We start from the raw sequence: 15,707 nt of genomic DNA, 5'->3' as shown, positions 1-15,707 counted from the left end.
TCAATCCGTCACAGATAGCAGAGTCGCAGCGCCGACTCACACGCCTGGCGCAACGTCGCCCGAGCGTCCTCCAGGCGCCGTGCGTCCTGGTGCTCCAGGGCTGTCGACAGCGGCTGGGTGAGCGCGTCGGGGAGCCGCTGTTGATGGTGGGCGAGCAGCGCCCGCGCGTGCTCCAGGGCCTCGGTCAGCCGACCCTGCTCCAGCTCCACGGCGAGCAGGGGCCAGCGCGCCATCCACTGGAAGGGAAACACGAGCGAGAGGGGCTGCCACAGGCGCAGCGCCTCGGTGGCCTCCTCTCGCGAAAGCACGGTATCCCCGGCCCGCGAGGCCACCCACGCCCGGTGGGCATGCGCCGCGCCCTGGTAGTCGGCCATGCCGGAGCGCGTCGCCAGCTCGAGCGTGCGCGCCGTCGTCTCGCTCGCGGCGGACACCTGCCCGCGCAGCCGGAGGATGACGGTGAGATAGCTCAGACACCGCGTCTGCAACGTCACGTCACCCAACCGCTCCGCGCCCTTGAGCGCGTCCTCCATCCACGACTGGGCCTCATCCAGGGCGCCATGGAAGAGCAACACCATGGCGACCACGCACCGGGCTCCCGCGTGCTCCGCGTCCCCCTCTGCCTCCAACGCGGCTTCCGCGTAGGCCCGGGCGTGGGCCACGGTTTCCGTTGATGCTTGATAGCGCTCGCTGCGCAGTTGCATCTGTACCAGCGAGTTGAAGAAGCGCGCGCGTTGCAGCGGCGTGCCGTGGGCCCTCATCACCGGGCGCACGCCTTCCACCAGGGCCCGCATCTCGTCGAGCTGGGCCAGCCAGTAGTGGACGGTGATTCGCTCGCCCTGCAGTTGCACCCATTCATGCCACCAGGCGGCCTCGACCTGGCCCGGGGCGGAGGAGACGCTGTCGGGCATCGGACCCAGCTCGGCTTGAGCCTGGGCATAGACGCGCAGCGCTTCCTCGTTTTGATGGTGCGTCTGCAAGGACTTGCCCACCTTCCGCAGCACGTTGGCGCGACGGACGGGCTGGCTCTGCTCAATCCGTGCCAGGGCCTCCAGGAACGCTTGTCGCGCTTCCTCCTGCCGTCCGGTGAGCGCGAGCACCTCGCCCAATCCCTCCCAGACGGCGTCCAGGGCCACCGTGCTCGCGTCCGCGGCGGACGCATCCGCGTTCCGGGTGGACGCCGCGGCCTCGCGCACGGCGGACTCGTAGAAGGTGATGGCGTCGCCGTTGGCGTAGGCGGCGCGAGCCGAGTCTCCCGCGCGAGCGAACCACACGCTTGCGCGAGTCGGCACGCCGGCGCGAGACCAGTGGTGGGCCAGTGCCGCGGCCTGGGGCGTGAGGCCCCTCGGCGCCCCCGCCTCGCGCAGCTCCAGGCCCTGGGCGCAGCGGTGGTGCAGCACGCGACGCTGTTCGTCGGCGATGCGCGCGTAGGCGACCTCGCGCAGCTTGTCGTGGACGAAGCGCAGCCGGCCGCCGCCGGACTCCTCGAGGACCTGCCGACGGCGCAGCTCCTCCACCGCCTCCAGCCCCGCGCTCTCCGGCAGCGCGGCGGTGGCGAGCAGCAGCTCACCATCCAGCTCGCGCCCCAGCACCGACGCCACCTCCGCCAGCGCGCGCCCGTCCGCGCCCAGGTCGGACAGCCGGCGCTCGATGAGCTCGGCGATGCTGCCCGGCAGGGGCAGGGGACGGCTGCCCGCGGTGCCGCCTGCCTCGAAGAGCCACTCCCCGGACGGCGCGCGGAAGAGCAGCCCCGCGTCGATGGCGGCGCGCAGGTATTCGGCGATGAAGAAGGGGTTGCCGCTCGTCTCGCGCACCAGGGCGTCGACGAAGGGGCCGGGCACCTCGCGCAGCGCCAGCATGCCGCGCACCATCTTCCCCGCGCTGGTGGCGTCCAGCCGGCCCACTTCCACGCGCACCGCGTCCGGCGCGCCCACCACCGCGCGCAGCGCCGCGCCCATCTCGTCCATCCGGTACGTGCCGACGAGCAGCACGGGGCGCGATGCCAGGTGCCGCGCATCCAGCTCCAGGAGGAAGCTCAGCGTCAGCTCGTCCGCCCACTGGAGGTCGTCCAGCACGAGCAGCAACGGCTGCGCTTCCGCGAAGGCCCGGAGCGTCTCGCGCAGCGCGGCCAGCACCCGGGCGCGTGCCTCTGGAGCGGGCAGGGGCGGGGGCTCGGGTTGCTCTGGCTGGCCGGGGAGTTGGATGAGGGAAGGCTCATACGCGGCGAGCACGCGACCGCGCGGGCCGAGCAGGCGCTCCGCTTCGGCCGCGCCTCGCTCGTTGCACCGGTCCGCGACGGCCAGGAGCAGCGGACGCAGTGGGTGCAGGGGCGAGGCATGCAGGTCCGCGCCGCCCATGGCCACCGGGACGCACTCGCCCGTCACCACCGTCATGCGCCGCCAGCCAGCTTCCGACGCCAGCTCCAGCGCCAGCCGCGTCTTGCCCGCGCCGCTCTCTCCGCCCAGGAAGACGCGGCCTCCCTGGCCTCGCGCCGCCGAATCCAGCGCCTCCGTCAGCCGTCCCAGCTCTCCGCCGCGCCCGGCCAGGTCCGGGCGGTACAGGTAGGCCGGCGTCCGGGGCGTGGTGGCGGCGCCTTCCTCGCCTTCCTCCGCGCCGAGCGCCTCCAGCGCGGACGACACATCCTCCGCGTAACCGGGCCGCTCCTGGGGGCGCTTGGCGAGAAGCCGGAGCACCAGCGCGTCCAGCTCCGCGGGCATCCCCTCCACGCGCAGCGACGGAGGAACGGGCGTCAGATGCAGGTGCTGGTGCGGCAGCGGCCCCTCGCGGCCGGGAATGAAGGGGGGCCGTCCGGTGAGCTGCTCGTAGAGCATGCACCCCAGGGCGTAGAGGTCCGCGCGGGCGTCCACGTAGTCACCCCGGAGCTGCTCCGGGGCCATGTACGTGTCGCTCCCCACCACGGCGCCGCTCACCTCCAGCGTCTCCCGGCCCCGCGAGCCTCCGAAGCGCGCGGCGATGCCGAAGTCCACCAGCACCGGCGTCCCATCAGGACGCAGAAAGACGTTCTCCGGCTTCAGATCTCGATGCACCAGGCCGTTGGCGTGGAGGAAGGCCAGGGCCGAGCACAACCTCCGCATCAGGGTGAGCGTTGCGTTCAACCGGGACGCAGCCAGTGCGTCGGAAGAGGGGGCGCGAGTCGCCCCGCGGAGTGTCTGCCCCCGGAGCAGCTCCATGGCGTACCAGGGCAGTCCGTGTGCCACCCCCTCCGCGACGATGCGTACGACTCCGGGGTGTCTGAGGCGGCGCAACGCATGGATTTCCCGACGGATGCTGGCCAACGGCACCTCGGTGGCCGCACGCACCGTCTTGACGGCCACGGCCTCGCCGGTGGCCGGGTTCCACCCCCGGTAGACGACTCCCATGCCTCCCTGGCCGAGCACCTCGAGCAGCTCGTAGGGGCCGATTTTCGCTCCCACGCCGGGCAGCTCTGGGAGCATCACTGGTGCCGTCATAGGGGCTCCGAGCATAGCGACACCCCCTGGCACGTCCCATCTGCGTCGCATCTGGACGCAGCTGCGTTCCACTTGGACGCGGTTTCGGGCCTCCAGAGCCCCCCTCTCCAGTCAACCCCCTGAAAAGACGTGAAACGAGGTGTTGGCATGAACCGCGCATGGTGTTTCCGCGTGGCGTCGCGAGCAACCGGGCGCCCAGCCGTCAGCGAGGTTCGGGAACGCGGAAGGAGGGGCCGCTCCTTCCGCGTTCTTCATCTCCGCTACACTGCCTCCTTCCGAAGCGGCCCTTGGCGGGTACTCTCGGATGGCACCGGACGGAGGCGAGTGGATGCACGAGGAGATGCCGCAGCTCATGAGCGCGCTGCGGGGGGCGAAGGATTTCGAGACGGCCGCGGCCACCACCCTGAAGCGCATGTTGGCCGTAGCCCAGGACGCTGTTGCGTCCAGTCGGTACGCAGCCCGCGCCCGAGTGCTCCGAGGAATCGTCCACCTGCGCCCAGGCGAGGCTTATCGTCGCCTTGCCGCGCTCGATGTGGGAGCAACAGAGATTACGGATGCGAGTGTGGGGACCCCGTTCTTCACCTCGGCCACGGCGTGGCGCGCGGTGGTGGAGCACCGCTGCGCGGTGTCCATCGACGTCAACGTGGGCACGGTGCAGCCGCATGCGCCGGACGCGCCCGTGACGGGTGACCCGGGACTGGCGGGCTTCCACAGCAACGAGAGCCGCCAGCGCTTCCTGGGGCGCCATGCGACGCACGTCTGCGTGCTGCCGCTGCGCACGCCGGGCGGCAGCATCGAGGGGATGATTTCCCTGGAGGCTGATTGTCTGGCGGCGATGGGGCAGGAGTTCGTCTGGCGCGAAGCCGGCGAGCAGCTCCAGTTGCTCGCGGACGTGGCCTCGCCGTACCTCGCGGGGCTGCCGCAGCGTCCGGTGGCCACGCCGGAGGTGGACGAGTACCTGCCCGTGGTGGGCCGCTCCATGGCGGAGCTCCTGCCCATCCTGCGCGTCTTCGCGTTGCAGGATGAGACCATCCTCATCAGCGGCGCGACGGGCGCGGGCAAGTCGCGGCTGGCGCGCTGGTGCCACGAGCGCTCCAACCGTCGCGCCAAGCCCTTCGAGACGTTGGATTTGGTGACGGTGCCCGAGGACCTCCAGATGGCGGAGCTCTTCGGCTGGAAGAAGGGCGCCTTCACCGGTGCGGTGAGGGACGCGCCCGGCAGCGTGGCGCGCGCGGATGGCGGCACGCTGTTCATCGACGAAATCGACAAGCTGTCGCTGAAGGCTCAGGCGGGTCTGCTGCATCTGCTGGAGTCGCGCAGCTACCGGCCGTTGGGCGAGGGCACCGGCGAGCGACAGGCGGACGTGCGCTTCATCATCGGCACCAACGCGGACCTGCACGCGGAGGTGCGCGCGGGCCGCTTCCGCGAGGACCTCTACTACCGCGTCAACGTGCTGCCGGTGCGCATGCCGGCCTTGCAGGAGCGCCAGGACGAAATTCCGCTCTGGGCCCAGTACATGGTGAACCGGCGGCACCGCGAGCGCTCCCCCGAGGGCAACGCGCGCGTGACGCAGGACGCGGAGCGAATGCTGGTGGGCAGCTCGTGGCCGGGCAACCTGCGGCAGCTCGACAACATCGTCCGCCGCGCCTACACGCTGGCCATGGTGGAGCACGCCGTCTCCGGTGGAGAGCTGGTGCTCCACGAGAAGCACGTCGCGCGGGCGCTGGACTACGAGCAGGCGCCGGGCAGCAAGCCGCTGCCGGAAGCGCTGCGGGCCGCCGCGCAGGCGTTCGTCGCGGAGGCGCGGCGTCGCAACGCGCCTCTGGACCTGGACCTGGCGGATGCGTTCCGCGGGCTGGTGCTGGGCATGGCCATCCGGCAGGTGGGGCGGGACGACGGCTTCAAGCTGTTGGGCCGCGAGAGCCTGGTGAAGAACCGCAACCACCACAAGGCGCTCAAGCGCGAGCTGGAGAAGGTGGAGGCGCTCTACAAGGCCCTCGGTGAGGAGAGCTCGCCCTTCGCGGACCTCCTGTCCGAGGACGAGGCGGCCTGAGTCCGGCCAGTGGCCCGCGGTACAATCCTCGTCGAGAGGAGCCGTTGCTAGCTTCCGGGTCCACGATGCCCGGGGGTGAACCGTGAAGCTCCTCTCGAACAGCGCCATCGTCACGGGTGGCGCGCAGGGAATCGGTCTGGCTGTCGCCTCGCGCCTCATGCGCGAGGGCACCAGCGTGCTGGTTTTCGGACGAACGGAGACGAAGGTGGCGGACGCCGCCGAGCGCCTCAATCGCGAAGCGGAGGGGCGTGCTCGCGCCGTCCCCTTCGCCGGGGACGTGTGTCGGGCGGAGGACGTCGCGCGCGCCCACGCCTTCGCCACGGAGCAGTTGGGGCTGCCCGGCATCCTGGTGAACAACGCGGGCTCACTCTCCCTGACGCTGCTCGTGGACCTGCCCGAGGAGGAGCTGGACCGCGTGCTCGCGGTGAACCTGAAGGGGCCCTTCCTGATGCTGAAGACGTTCGCCCGCGCGCTCATCGCCGAGAAGCGCGCCGGCGCGGTGGTGAACATCACCTCTGTCTGCCAGGAGGTGGTGACGGAGGGGTTCGCTCACTACTCCGCCTCCAAGGCGGCGCTGGCCCAGCTGTCGCGGTCAGCGGCGCTGGAGCTGGGGCGCCATGGCATCCGCGTCAACGTCGTCGCGCCGGGCGCCACCCTCACGCCCGTGGCCGCCGCCTTCATCGACGAGCCGTCGGTGCGCCGCGAGCTGCTCGCGCGCACCCCCCTGGGCCGCGCCCATGGGATGCCCGAGGACGTGGCCCGCGCCGTCACCTTCCTGTGCTCGGAGGAGTCCTCCTGGGTGACGGGAGAGAGCCTCTTCGTGGACGGTGGCAGCCACCTGCGGGGCCTGCACAGCTACTGGGACACGCTGAATCCACCCCGGTAGCCACCGCCTGAAGCGGGGGCGATTCCCGTCGCGCCTCGCGCCAGCTCGTCACACACGAGCGCCTGGAGCCGGAAGGCCATTCGCGCCTCCTGGATGATTTCGCGCGCCTCGTCCTCTTCCAGCTCCAGCCCGTCGATGCGCGAGTGGAGCCGCACGCGGAACTCCGAGAGCTCCGTCGGCGTGGCCGTGCCGTGGAACAGCGTGCCGCGCGCGTCCTCCAGTTCGAAGGCGTTCGAGATGACTCGCGCGCGCTCCGGCGCGGCGAAGAAGTCCAGCACGCACCGCGCATAGACATGCGCCACGAGCAGATGCGGCGCATCCTCCGCCACCTCGCGCAGCCGCTCCGCGTGCAGGCGCGTCTCCACGCACGCGAAGGTCTCCGTGCGCGTCTCGCCGCAGAAGTAGGCCAGGTCCGCTTCCAGCGCGCTGGCGCGGCGCAGCTCCGGCATCAGCAGCACGGGCGTCAGCGCGGTGCGGGCCACGCGCGGCAGCACGCTCTCGAACGTCGCGTAGAGCACGTGGAGCTGGCGCAGGTAGCTGACGTAGTGCTGGGCCCGGACGAACTGGCCGTAGATGCCGTCCCAGCTGTCGACGAAGAGGGACTGGAGGAAGACGGAGCGCTCGGCCTGCTCGTGGGCCCGCGCCGTGCCTTCCGTGAGCAACACGGAAAGGGGTGCCGCTGTCGCACGGGGCTGCGTCGCCGGGGCAGTCGCGTCCGCCTCGCTCTCGCTCAGTCGCCGCACGCGCGCGGACTGCTCCGTGCGCGACACCCTCAGGGTGCCGGTGGCGCTCACTGCTTCCACCCGCCCAGCAGCGAAGGCATCGACTCGGAATCGGACCCCTCGGCGTGGCCCTGCTCCGGCTCATCCAGGTTCTGCAGCGCCTCCGCCATCGTCAGGCCAATGGCGCGGAGGACCTCCTCCTCCACCCGAATCGTCACCGGACCCAGCGCCAGATGGATGTGACCACAGGTGCAGCGCGTCACCTCGGCGCATGGCCCCCGCGCGAGCACTCTCTTGCCGCATCCCTGACCGAGCATCTCGTGTCTCCTTGATTTTGATTTTGATTATCGAAATCAACAAGATGATGCGCGAAACCCGCCCGGGAGTCAATCCCGAGAGGGCGCGGTGGGGTTACGGCGTGTCGGTGGGTGCCACTTCCGTGTCGGTGGGAGACGGTGGCGTGTCGTCGGTGGGGGACGGCGCCATTTCGTTGATGAGAGACGGTGGCGTGTCGTCGGTGGGAGACGCTTCCGGGTCGGGCCCGGCGCCGAGCGGCTGGCGTTGCTCGTCCCTGAGTCCGACGAGGACGCTGGAGCCGTTGGTGGCGGCGCGCAGCTCTCCGTAGCGCGCACGGGCGTAGTGGTCCGCGTGACCTTCCTGGAAGAAGAAGGACTCGGCACCCAGGCGTGTCCTGCCTTTGCGCGTGCGGTAGCTCAGCTTGAACTCGCCGGGGGCGAGGGGCTGGTCGGGGCTGTCCATGCGCACGAAGCGGCCGACGCCGTGTTCATCCAGCTTGAGCACGAGCAGGCCGGAGCTGGGGCCGTCGAGGCCGTCGACGTTGAGGGCGCGGGTGAGGGCGTAGTCGAGCACCATGTAGTCGCCCTGCATCAGCGAGCGAGGGTCTCGAGGGGCCAGCTCCAGCAGCACGGTCTGCCCGGTGGCGAGGACGTGCTCCTTCTGGGCGACGAGGCCGAGCGGAACGAGGAGCGCGAGCGCGAGTCCGACGAAGAAGAGGATTGAACGCATCAGCGTGCCTCCGCCGGCGTGGAGGCCGTGGGGTAGCGCCGTGTGAGGACCCATCTGAGCGCGAGCAGGACGAGCCCACTGCCGGCCAGCGCGATGGCCTTGGCCAGCAGGGTGAGGCCCAGGTCGTAGTAGTACCAGGCGCCCGAGGCGATGAGGAACGCGACGGCGATGCCGAGCAGGATGCTGCTGCGGCGATGGAAGCCGAGCGTGAGCAATCCGACGGCGGCGATGACCGCGGGCGTGTGCGGGGTGATGAGGGCCGTCACGGTGAGGGCGGCGAAGACAGCCGCGCCCGCGACGCCGGTGGGGTCCAGCTCCAGCTCCCTCATGACGTTCCAGGCGGTGAAGAGGGTGATGGTGGTGAGGCCCACGGTGAGGGCGGGGATGGGCAGGGCCGCGCGCTCGAAGAGGAAGGTGCCGATGACGTCGGGCAGGCCTCGCGCGAGGAGCACGAGCGGCAGTCCGCTCGCGAGCGCGAAGGCCGCGGGGCCGACGAGCGCGCCCCGGGGACCGGCGCTCAGGCGCGACTGGAAGAGGAAGAGGCCGTGCGCGAGCGCCGCGCACGCGAGGATGCCGAGGTCCAGTCCCACTCCGCCCAGCGCATCCCAGAGGATGAAGAGCGCGGCGCCAGCCATGTTGAACGTGGCGAGGAAGCGCATGACGGGGTCTGGGAAGGTGACGAGCAACGCCGCGCAGACGATGAAGTGCGCGACGGCGGGGATGATTTCGTCACGGGCCATGAAGGCGATGCCGCTGGTCGTCAGTCCCACGCCGGCCAGAGCCAGGGCGAGGGCGAGTTGCTCCAGGAAGGCACCCTGGCCCGAGCGTCGGAGGAAGGTGGCGCCGACGCACAGCAGGACGCCGAGGCAGAGGAGGGCGGCCTCTTCCTTGTAGAGGCCGGTGCAGCCGAAGAAGCTCAGCAGGAAGGCGGCGGACACCCAGGCACCGAAGCCGGCGAGGGCTTTGACGAACCAGGGTGTGGCGGTGCTGGAGCGCTGGTGGACCTCCAGGGTGGCGAGCGCGCGGGCCTCGGCGTGCTCGTCGAGCTGGTGCTCGCGTTGGAGTTCCTGGATGACGTGTCGCAGGGAGGGACGCAGGGACATGTCAGGACTCCTCGGTGGCGCCAGTGGCGCGGGCCTCGGCGCGCAGCCAGCTGACGGCGAGCGCGACCTGTCCGATGAGGACGAAGGGAAGGATGAAGAGGGTGAGTTCGTCGGCATCCATGTCGACGATGAGGATGCGGCCCGCGACGGTGGTGATGAGCGTGATGAGGCTGAGCACGCCGATGGTGAGCAGGAACAGCTCACCGCGAAGGTGACGGTGGAGTGCGTATTCGGCGGCGAAGGTCGCGACGAGCAGGGCCAGGGCGACGACGGCGCCGGAGCCGACTTCGGAGGGGATGACGATGAACGCCTCCCCGGCGGCGAGGAGGGGAGCGGTGGTCATCGCCGCGAGCACGCGAGGCATCCACCGGTCCGTGAGCCAGGGGACGCGCAGGTTGGCGAAGTGTTCGTAGGTGGCCCAGGCGAAGCCGTTGAGGAGGCCGAGAGCCACCGCGAGCCAGGTGATGAGGCGATCCGTGTCTCCGAGGACCTGCTGTTGGAACAGGACGAGGCCGGTGTTGGCGAGGATGACGAGCAGCATCCACAGGGGTGGGAAGCGCGACATGGCGACCCACGGGAGGATGAGGACGGCCCACCCGATGAACAGCTCGTATGGGTCCGCGCCCGTCTGGTAGGCCTGTCCGTAGACGGCGAGCAGCGCGCCGACGAGGACGGCGGAGGCGAGCAGGCAGAGCTGGCCCGCGAGTCTGTCGCCGAGCTTGCGAGCGCCCAGCGCGGTGCCGGCGATGGCGGTGGCGATGAGGCCCAGCTTGCCGAAGCGGTGCAGGGCGGCCCAGTTGTAGGCGAAGAAGTAGATGACGCCGGAGAGCACCAGCAGCGCGCCGAGTCCCAGCAGCGTGGACGACACGAAGCGGCGCCAGGCTTCGGCGGGAGGCGACGCGGTGGACAGGTAGAGCGCGCGCTCCAGGTTGGATGGAGGGATGACTCTGGCGTCCGTGAGCGCGCGGAGGCGCTCGGGGGTCGCATCGAGGTCGAGCAGGTCTTTCGGCACGGTCGCGCAGTGTAGCCAAGACGCGGGCGTCACGGGGTGCCGCGCGGGTGGGTTGCGAGCCCCGTCGTGTCCACGAAGGCGCGTGGTAGGTTGCCCGTGTCGCGAGCAGTCGAGGTCGGGTGGTGCCGTTCGGGAGGGAGCGGAGTCCATGTCCCAGGTCTCGTCCGCCGTGCTTCGCGCCGTGACGTGGTGGGTCTGCGTGCTGTTGGCCGGGTGCTCGACGACGAGCACGGGGCGGCACGAACGGTCGGGTCGCTACGAGCAGACGGTGGACTCGGCGACGAACGCGTGTCTGCGAAATCCCGCCTGTTACACGCAGGTGGGAGACGATGCCGTGTTGCCGTGGCTGTCGCGCGCCGCTTCGGGGGCGCGGACGGTGGTCGCGACGCTCCGGTTCCTGGAGGCGGCGGAGCTCGCCCAGGTCGAGGATATCCTCGTGGACTGCGCGAAGCGGGCCAACCTCGCGGTGAATGAGCGGATGCTGGGAGAAGGGAAGCGACCGACCCGGGAGTGGTGTGAGAAGGAGGTGCGACGCGATGCCAGGAACAACGTGGTGACGTGGGCGATGGAAATGGGGAGTGCCAAGCACGAGGTCGCGCTGGAGTGTGCCCGTGCGCGGTTGGGTGAGCGGTTCCCTGGGAGCTTCAGTGTGGAGCCTCGTTACTTCCCGGATGCGAGGACGAGGCAGTTGAGGCTGCTCGAACCAGATGAAGTGAGGCAGTGGCTCGCGGATGGACTGTTCCATCTCCTCGCGGGCACGTTGGTTCCCGATGTCGTGATACACGCGCAAGGGGACCCGCTGAAGACGCAGACTGCCTATGACTTCAAGTTTCCCTGTGCGAACCCGAGCGAACCTTCGTGGAGTCCCTATCCGAGGGGTGGTCCACACTCGACGCAGGACCAGGGGGATGCCTACTTGAGGCTGCTGATGTTGCAGATAAAGCCGGCGCGTGTCTCTCCCAGGTGGGGAATCTCACGATGAAACGCGCTCCCAAAATCCGCGCGCATCAGGACGTCGAGGGAGAGCCATTCCTGGTCCTTCGAGACAGCGTGAGCATCTCGTTCTATCTCCAGTGCGAGCACTCGCTGATTTCCCATCGGGTCCGACACGCCTTGGAGGTCTATCGCCGTGCGGTGGGGATGGATGCCTTGGATGAGTTCGACACCCAGAAGGGTGAGTGGGACGTCCTCGACGAAAAGGGATGGGGGCAGGTTGATGAATGGCTGTCGCGCCCCCACTCCGCGCGCATTCATTTGAGAGGCCGCGGAGGAGATGAACTGGCTTTCGGATTCACGTATCTGGGAAAGTCACTGGAGGATCCGCTTGCACGGTCTTGGGGCCTTGTGCCGACCTCAGCGGTGGAGTTCTGGTTGCCCACGGAGTTTCTAGAGGCACAGGGTCCAGAGCGGGTGCGCGCCCTTGTATTGGAATTGGCGGAGGGGCTTCCATTCAACTCAGGTGAGGTCGGACTCGCATTCCGGATGCGAGGATGGCTCCAGAGCAATATTCAACCGGTGCGCGCCGCCGCGCTTCGTCATCCTGGCATTGGCCTGTCGGGGATGGATGAACTCACCGACCAATTGGGTGCGCTGATTCGTGGACCTGCCTGGCTCACCTTCTTGGGCTCTCCGGTCCTGGACAAACTGGGAGGAAGCGCGGGGCTCCGCGACCGTTTGACGTTTCCGGGGACCACGGTGCGGGAACTTGATGGCTCACGGGCCATGGTGTCCCTGGGCGAATGGCCCGAGGCGGGAGACCTGGAGGCCGGAGATAGACTGGCGCACTACCGCGAGCTGGCACGCGTGCTGGAACCGTGGCTCTACAGACACGAAGGCCCATGGGGCAGCCTCACCCCAGAAGAAATCCGTCGCTGGGAGCGCCGCTTCCTTGATTGACTCGCGACCTTAAGGACACCGCCATGCTCCACGTCGGACGCAGTCGCTACAGTCAATTCGTCGCTCGCTGCTTCCTCGTCTTCATCTGGGGCCTCGTGGGCACGGTCCACGCCCGCTCCGCGCAGTCCGCCGCTCCCGCCATGTCCTCCTCTTCCTCCGTCTCCATCCCCGGCCCCCAGGCGCTCGCGGCGCGGTGGGAGCAGGTCCACTCGAAGGCGCTCCCGGTGGCGCCGCTCGTCCGGCACCCCGACGTGGAGCAACACCTCAAGGCCCTCCAGGCCCGCGCTCCCGACTTGTTCCAACTGGAGGTCGCAGGGCACTCGGTGGAAGGGCGCGCGCTCTACCACGTCACCCTGGGCACCGGCCCGCGCCACATCCTGCTCTGGTCGCAGATGCACGGCGACGAGCCCACCGCGACCACCGCGCTGCTCGACTTTTTCGAATATCTCCGCACGCATCGCGAGGAACCGTGGGTCGCGCGGCTGCTCTCCAGCCTCACCCTCCACGCCGTGCCCATGCTCAACCCCGACGGCGCGGAGCGCTTCCAGCGTCGCAATGCCCAGGGCATCGACATCAACCGGGACGCGCTCGCGCTCCAGACGCCCGAGGCCCGCACCCTCAAGTCCCTGCGAGACAAGTTCCAGCCCTCCGTCGGCTTCAACCTCCACAACCAGAGCTGGCGTCACGCGGTGGGCGACACCGGTCGCCCCGCCTCCATCTCCCTGCTCGCCCCCGCCTTCGACCGCGCCCGGAGCGACAACCCGGGCCGCATCCTCGCGAAGAAAGTCTGCGCGGTGATTCGAGACGCCGTGGAGACGCTCGCGCCCGGGCAGGTCGGCCGCTACGACGATTCCTTCGAGGTGCGTGCCTTCGGCGACAACATGACGCTCTGGGGAACGCCCACCGTCCTCATCGAGACCGGCGCGTGGCTGTCCCTGCCGCCAGACGAGCCCCTGGTCCGCCTCAACTTCGTCGCGCTCGCGACGGCCCTGGATGCCCTCGCGAATGGCCAGGCCGAAAAGGCCGACGTCTCCCGCTACGACTCCATCCCCGAGAACGAGAGCTCCGGCCTCGTCCACCTGCTGCTCAAGGGCGTCGGCATGTTCGGCGCGGACGGCAAGCCCTTCACGGGCGACGTGGGCATCGCCGTCAGTCGCGCCGTGCGCGGCCAGGGAAAGAAGCTCCTGCTCGCGCACGTGGGCAAGGTCGAGGAGCTGGGCGACCTGCGCATCCTCGGTGCGGTCGAGACCGTGGATGGCAAGGGACTCTTCGTCGTGCCGCTGACGGGCAAGGGCGCGAAGCCCGGGGACACGTACCGGCTCACCCGCCCCGCGAAGCAGTCCCTGTCACTGGGCCAGCGCGCGGACCTGATGCTCCTGAAGCCGCTGGAGGCGTCCGACACCTTCCGCATCGAACGCATCATCCGCTTCGACCCCTGAGCCGAGCCGCTACGGAGCTTCCGCCTCCAGGAACGCCTTCAGCTCCGGAAGCACGCGCTCGGGGCGCTCCTGATGAGGGCTGTGCGCCGCGTCCACGCGCAGCAACCTCGCGCGCGGAAATCGCCGCAGGGCCTCCTCGGCGAGCGACAGGGGCAGGACGTCCTCACGCTCACCCCAGATGAGGAGCACGGGGACCTTCACTTCGGCCAGCCGCTCGCGGTGGTGGAACACGGGCCCCGTCAGGGGCACCAGTCGATTGAAGGCCCGCGTCGCTTCGTCACGTCCGCCAGGGGCCGACACCAGCTCGTACCCCAGTTCCCCCAGCCGCTGTCCCAGGGGCGTCGGAACCGGAGGCATCATCCGCGCCCAGGCCCAGGGCCCCAGGGAGCGAGCCAGTCGCTCCGGTCCCGCGCGGAAGAAGACGCGGGCCTTGCGCTCCAGCTCCGGACCCAGCCCCATGCTGTCCACGAGCACCAGCCGCTCCACCGGCACACGAGCCCGCAGGCTCAGCTCCAGCCCCACCAGCCCGCCCAGCGAGTGACCCACCACCGCCACGGGCCCAGGGGCGAGCCGCTCCAGGAGCGCTTCCACCGGGTCGGTGAAGAAACGCACCCCCTCCTCGGCCGAGCGGACGGGGCCTTCTCCAGGGGACGACATCCCGAAGCCCGGCAGGTCCACCGCCAGCACCCGGTGCCCCCGCGCCAGGGCCGTCAGGTACGCGAACCACGTCGAGGCCGCCCCGCCACGCCCATGGAGGAGCACCACCGTGGGGCCCTGGCCCCCCTCCAGCACCCGCAGCGCGCCCCCTCCAGGCACCCAGTGCACCGTCGCCTTCACCCCGGGGGAGAGCTTTGCCAGCAGGCTGGCCTCCACCGGGCCCGCCGTGGGGGACTTCGCCAAGGGAGAGCCCTTCATGGCCCGTCCTGGGGCCCCACCGGGCCGCGCGGGGTGGTACAGAGGGTGGGGGGCAAGAGGGCCATGGGGTGGAGCCCTCCGGGGGGCCGACTCGGAACTTACTGGAATGCCCGCCCTTCTGCGGTGTTGAGCCCGATACCCGGTCAACCCTAGGCTGCCCGCCGCCAGTCCTTACCGAGGCGTCATGAACACGGACATCCGCGCGCTAAACGAACGCGTGCAGCAGGAAAGCAGCTTCGTCGAGGTCCTCAACCAGGAAACCGGCAAGGTCATCGTCGGCCAGCGCTACATGCTGGAGCGCATCCTCATCGGCTTCTTGTGCAATGGCCACGTGCTGCTGGAAGGCGTGCCCGGTCTCGCCAAGACGCTCACCGTGCGCACCGTGGCGGACGCGCTCAGCGCCAGCTTCATGCGCATCCAGTTCACCCCGGACCTGCTGCCCGCCGACGTGGTGGGCACGATGATCTACAACCAGCAGGCGGCGAACTTCACCGTCCGCAAGGGTCCCATCTTCGCCAACATCGTCCTCGCCGACGAAATCAACCGCGCGCCCGCCAAGGTGCAGTCCGCCCTGCTGGAGGCCATGGCCGAGCGACAGGTGACGATTGGCGACCAGACCTTCGGGCTGCCCTCGCCCTTCCTCGTCCTCGCCACGCAGAACCCCATCGAGCAGGAGGGCACCTATCCGCTGCCCGAAGCGCAGGTGGACCGCTTCATGCTCAAGGTGAAGGTGGGCTACCCCACGCGCGACGAAGAGAAGGTCATCATGGACCGCATGTCCGGTGGCACGACTCCGCGCGCGCAGAAGGTCATCGCGGTGGAGCACCTGATCCGCGCCCGCGAGCTCGTCCACACCATCTACATGGACGAGAAGGTGAAGGAGTACATCCTCAACGTGGTGTTCGCCACGCGCGAGCCCGCCAAGTACGGCCTCAAGGACCTGGCGGACTACATCCAGTTCGGCGCCTCGCCGCGTGCCACCATCTCCCTGGCGCAGGCCGCGCGCGCGCATGCCTTCCTCCGCCACCGGGGTTTCGTGACGCCCGAGGACGTCAAGGCCATCGCCTTCGACGTGCTCCGCCACCGCATCGCCATGACGTACGAGGCGGAGGCCGAGGACCTCACCCCGGAGAAAATCATCCAGCGCGTGTTTGATCGCGTCGAAGTTCCCTGACCGCCCGACGAGCG

Annotated in this window: 13 protein-coding genes; 6 read left to right on the top strand and 7 right to left on the bottom strand. The window is 69.7% G+C overall.

Translation table 11 applies throughout. The features are described 5' to 3' along the window. Positions 1-8: 8 nt before the first annotated feature. Positions 9-3,467 (bottom strand): serine/threonine-protein kinase PknK, encoded by a 3,459-nt coding sequence (locus HUA76_RS17555; RefSeq protein ID WP_174461520.1) that lies wholly within the window; start codon positions 3,465-3,467, stop codon positions 9-11. A 328-nt stretch (positions 3,468-3,795) separates the two neighbouring features. Here HUA76_RS17555 and HUA76_RS17550 point away from each other — a divergent pair, with 328 nt between their 5' ends. Both HUA76_RS17550 and HUA76_RS17545 read left to right on the top strand, forming a co-directional pair. Continuing rightward, positions 3,796-5,520: a sigma-54 dependent transcriptional regulator gene (locus HUA76_RS17550; RefSeq protein WP_174453647.1), complete on the top strand. Its 1,725-nt coding sequence runs from the start codon at positions 3,796-3,798 to the stop codon at positions 5,518-5,520. Positions 5,521-5,602: 82 nt separating this feature from the next. Continuing rightward, complete coding sequence (locus HUA76_RS17545) at positions 5,603-6,406, top strand: SDR family NAD(P)-dependent oxidoreductase (RefSeq protein WP_141647960.1); 804 nt, start codon at positions 5,603-5,605, stop codon at positions 6,404-6,406. Here the strand turns inward: HUA76_RS17545 and HUA76_RS17540 are convergent. The 5 genes from HUA76_RS17540 to HUA76_RS17520 all read right to left on the bottom strand — a co-directional run bounded on the left by HUA76_RS17540 (position 6,376) and on the right by HUA76_RS17520 (position 10,269). Then, on the bottom strand, positions 6,376-7,209 hold the full coding sequence (locus tag HUA76_RS17540; protein WP_371823489.1) for a heme oxygenase (biliverdin-producing): 834 nt from the start codon (positions 7,207-7,209) through the stop codon (positions 6,376-6,378). The two genes, HUA76_RS17545 and HUA76_RS17540, sit on opposite strands and share 31 nt — an antisense overlap. Next, on the bottom strand, positions 7,197-7,445 hold the full coding sequence (locus HUA76_RS17535) for a hypothetical protein (protein ID WP_174461519.1): 249 nt from the start codon (positions 7,443-7,445) through the stop codon (positions 7,197-7,199). The genes HUA76_RS17540 and HUA76_RS17535 overlap by 13 nt, the downstream gene beginning before the upstream one ends. A gap of 94 nt (positions 7,446-7,539) precedes the next feature. After that, positions 7,540-8,154 (bottom strand): GDYXXLXY domain-containing protein, encoded by a 615-nt coding sequence (locus tag HUA76_RS17530; RefSeq protein WP_141647963.1) that lies wholly within the window; start codon positions 8,152-8,154, stop codon positions 7,540-7,542. Then, entirely contained in the window at positions 8,154-9,257 is a 1,104-nt protein-coding gene (locus tag HUA76_RS17525; protein WP_174461518.1) for a DUF4401 domain-containing protein, read from the bottom strand. The genes HUA76_RS17530 and HUA76_RS17525 overlap by 1 nt, the downstream gene beginning before the upstream one ends. Before the next feature lies 1 nt (position 9,258). Further along, a complete protein-coding gene (locus HUA76_RS17520) occupies positions 9,259-10,269 on the bottom strand; it encodes a DUF2157 domain-containing protein (RefSeq protein WP_174461517.1) in 1,011 nt (336 codons plus the stop codon). Between the two features lie 148 nt (positions 10,270-10,417). Here HUA76_RS17520 and HUA76_RS17515 point away from each other — a divergent pair, with 148 nt between their 5' ends. The 3 genes from HUA76_RS17515 to HUA76_RS17505 are packed head-to-tail and all read left to right on the top strand — an operon-like array spanning position 10,418 to position 13,604. Beyond that, on the top strand, positions 10,418-11,251 hold the full coding sequence (locus tag HUA76_RS17515; protein ID WP_174461516.1) for a hypothetical protein: 834 nt from the start codon (positions 10,418-10,420) through the stop codon (positions 11,249-11,251). Further along, complete coding sequence (locus HUA76_RS17510; protein ID WP_174461515.1) at positions 11,248-12,165, top strand: type VI immunity family protein; 918 nt, start codon at positions 11,248-11,250, stop codon at positions 12,163-12,165. Before HUA76_RS17515 ends, HUA76_RS17510 begins: the two co-directional genes overlap by 4 nt. A 23-nt stretch (positions 12,166-12,188) precedes the next feature. Then, positions 12,189-13,604, top strand: a complete 1,416-nt coding sequence (locus HUA76_RS17505; RefSeq protein WP_174461514.1) for a M14 metallopeptidase family protein — start codon at positions 12,189-12,191, stop codon at positions 13,602-13,604. Between the two features lie 9 nt (positions 13,605-13,613). Here the strand turns inward: HUA76_RS17505 and HUA76_RS17500 are convergent, their stop codons facing one another. Further along, complete coding sequence (locus tag HUA76_RS17500) at positions 13,614-14,519, bottom strand: alpha/beta fold hydrolase (protein ID WP_174461513.1); 906 nt, start codon at positions 14,517-14,519, stop codon at positions 13,614-13,616. Between the two features lie 184 nt (positions 14,520-14,703). Between HUA76_RS17500 and HUA76_RS17495 the strand changes: the two genes are divergently transcribed. Further along, a complete protein-coding gene (locus tag HUA76_RS17495; RefSeq protein WP_174461512.1) occupies positions 14,704-15,693 on the top strand; it encodes a MoxR family ATPase in 990 nt (329 codons plus the stop codon). The last annotated feature ends 14 nt before the right edge of the window (positions 15,694-15,707 follow it).

This window comes from Myxococcus sp. CA056 (genome assembly GCF_013336715.1).
GTDB classification, from domain to species: domain Bacteria; phylum Myxococcota; class Myxococcia; order Myxococcales; family Myxococcaceae; genus Myxococcus; species Myxococcus llanfairpwllgwyngyllgogerychwyrndrobwllllantysiliogogogochensis.
The sequence above is the reverse complement of the archived record's forward strand: the minus strand, read 5'-3'. Positions and strand labels throughout refer to the sequence as shown.

What these genes read in the sequence shown, in the direction of transcription:
- HUA76_RS17555 (WP_174461520.1), bottom strand. Translation starts at nt 3,467, where the DNA reads ATGACGGCACCAGTGATGCTCCCAGAGCTGCCCGGCGTGGGAGCGAAA.
- HUA76_RS17550 (WP_174453647.1), top strand. Translation starts at nt 3,796, where the DNA reads ATGCACGAGGAGATGCCGCAGCTCATGAGCGCGCTGCGGGGGGCGAAG.
- HUA76_RS17500 (WP_174461513.1), bottom strand. Translation starts at nt 14,519, where the DNA reads ATGAAGGGCTCTCCCTTGGCGAAGTCCCCCACGGCGGGCCCGGTGGAG.
- HUA76_RS17505 (WP_174461514.1), top strand. Translation starts at nt 12,189, where the DNA reads ATGCTCCACGTCGGACGCAGTCGCTACAGTCAATTCGTCGCTCGCTGC.
- HUA76_RS17525 (WP_174461518.1), bottom strand. Translation starts at nt 9,257, where the DNA reads ATGTCCCTGCGTCCCTCCCTGCGACACGTCATCCAGGAACTCCAACGC.
- HUA76_RS17510 (WP_174461515.1), top strand. Translation starts at nt 11,248, where the DNA reads ATGAAACGCGCTCCCAAAATCCGCGCGCATCAGGACGTCGAGGGAGAG.
- HUA76_RS17535 (WP_174461519.1), bottom strand. Translation starts at nt 7,445, where the DNA reads ATGCTCGGTCAGGGATGCGGCAAGAGAGTGCTCGCGCGGGGGCCATGC.
- HUA76_RS17530 (WP_141647963.1), bottom strand. Translation starts at nt 8,154, where the DNA reads ATGCGTTCAATCCTCTTCTTCGTCGGACTCGCGCTCGCGCTCCTCGTT.
- HUA76_RS17495 (WP_174461512.1), top strand. Translation starts at nt 14,704, where the DNA reads ATGAACACGGACATCCGCGCGCTAAACGAACGCGTGCAGCAGGAAAGC.
- HUA76_RS17515 (WP_174461516.1), top strand. Translation starts at nt 10,418, where the DNA reads ATGTCCCAGGTCTCGTCCGCCGTGCTTCGCGCCGTGACGTGGTGGGTC.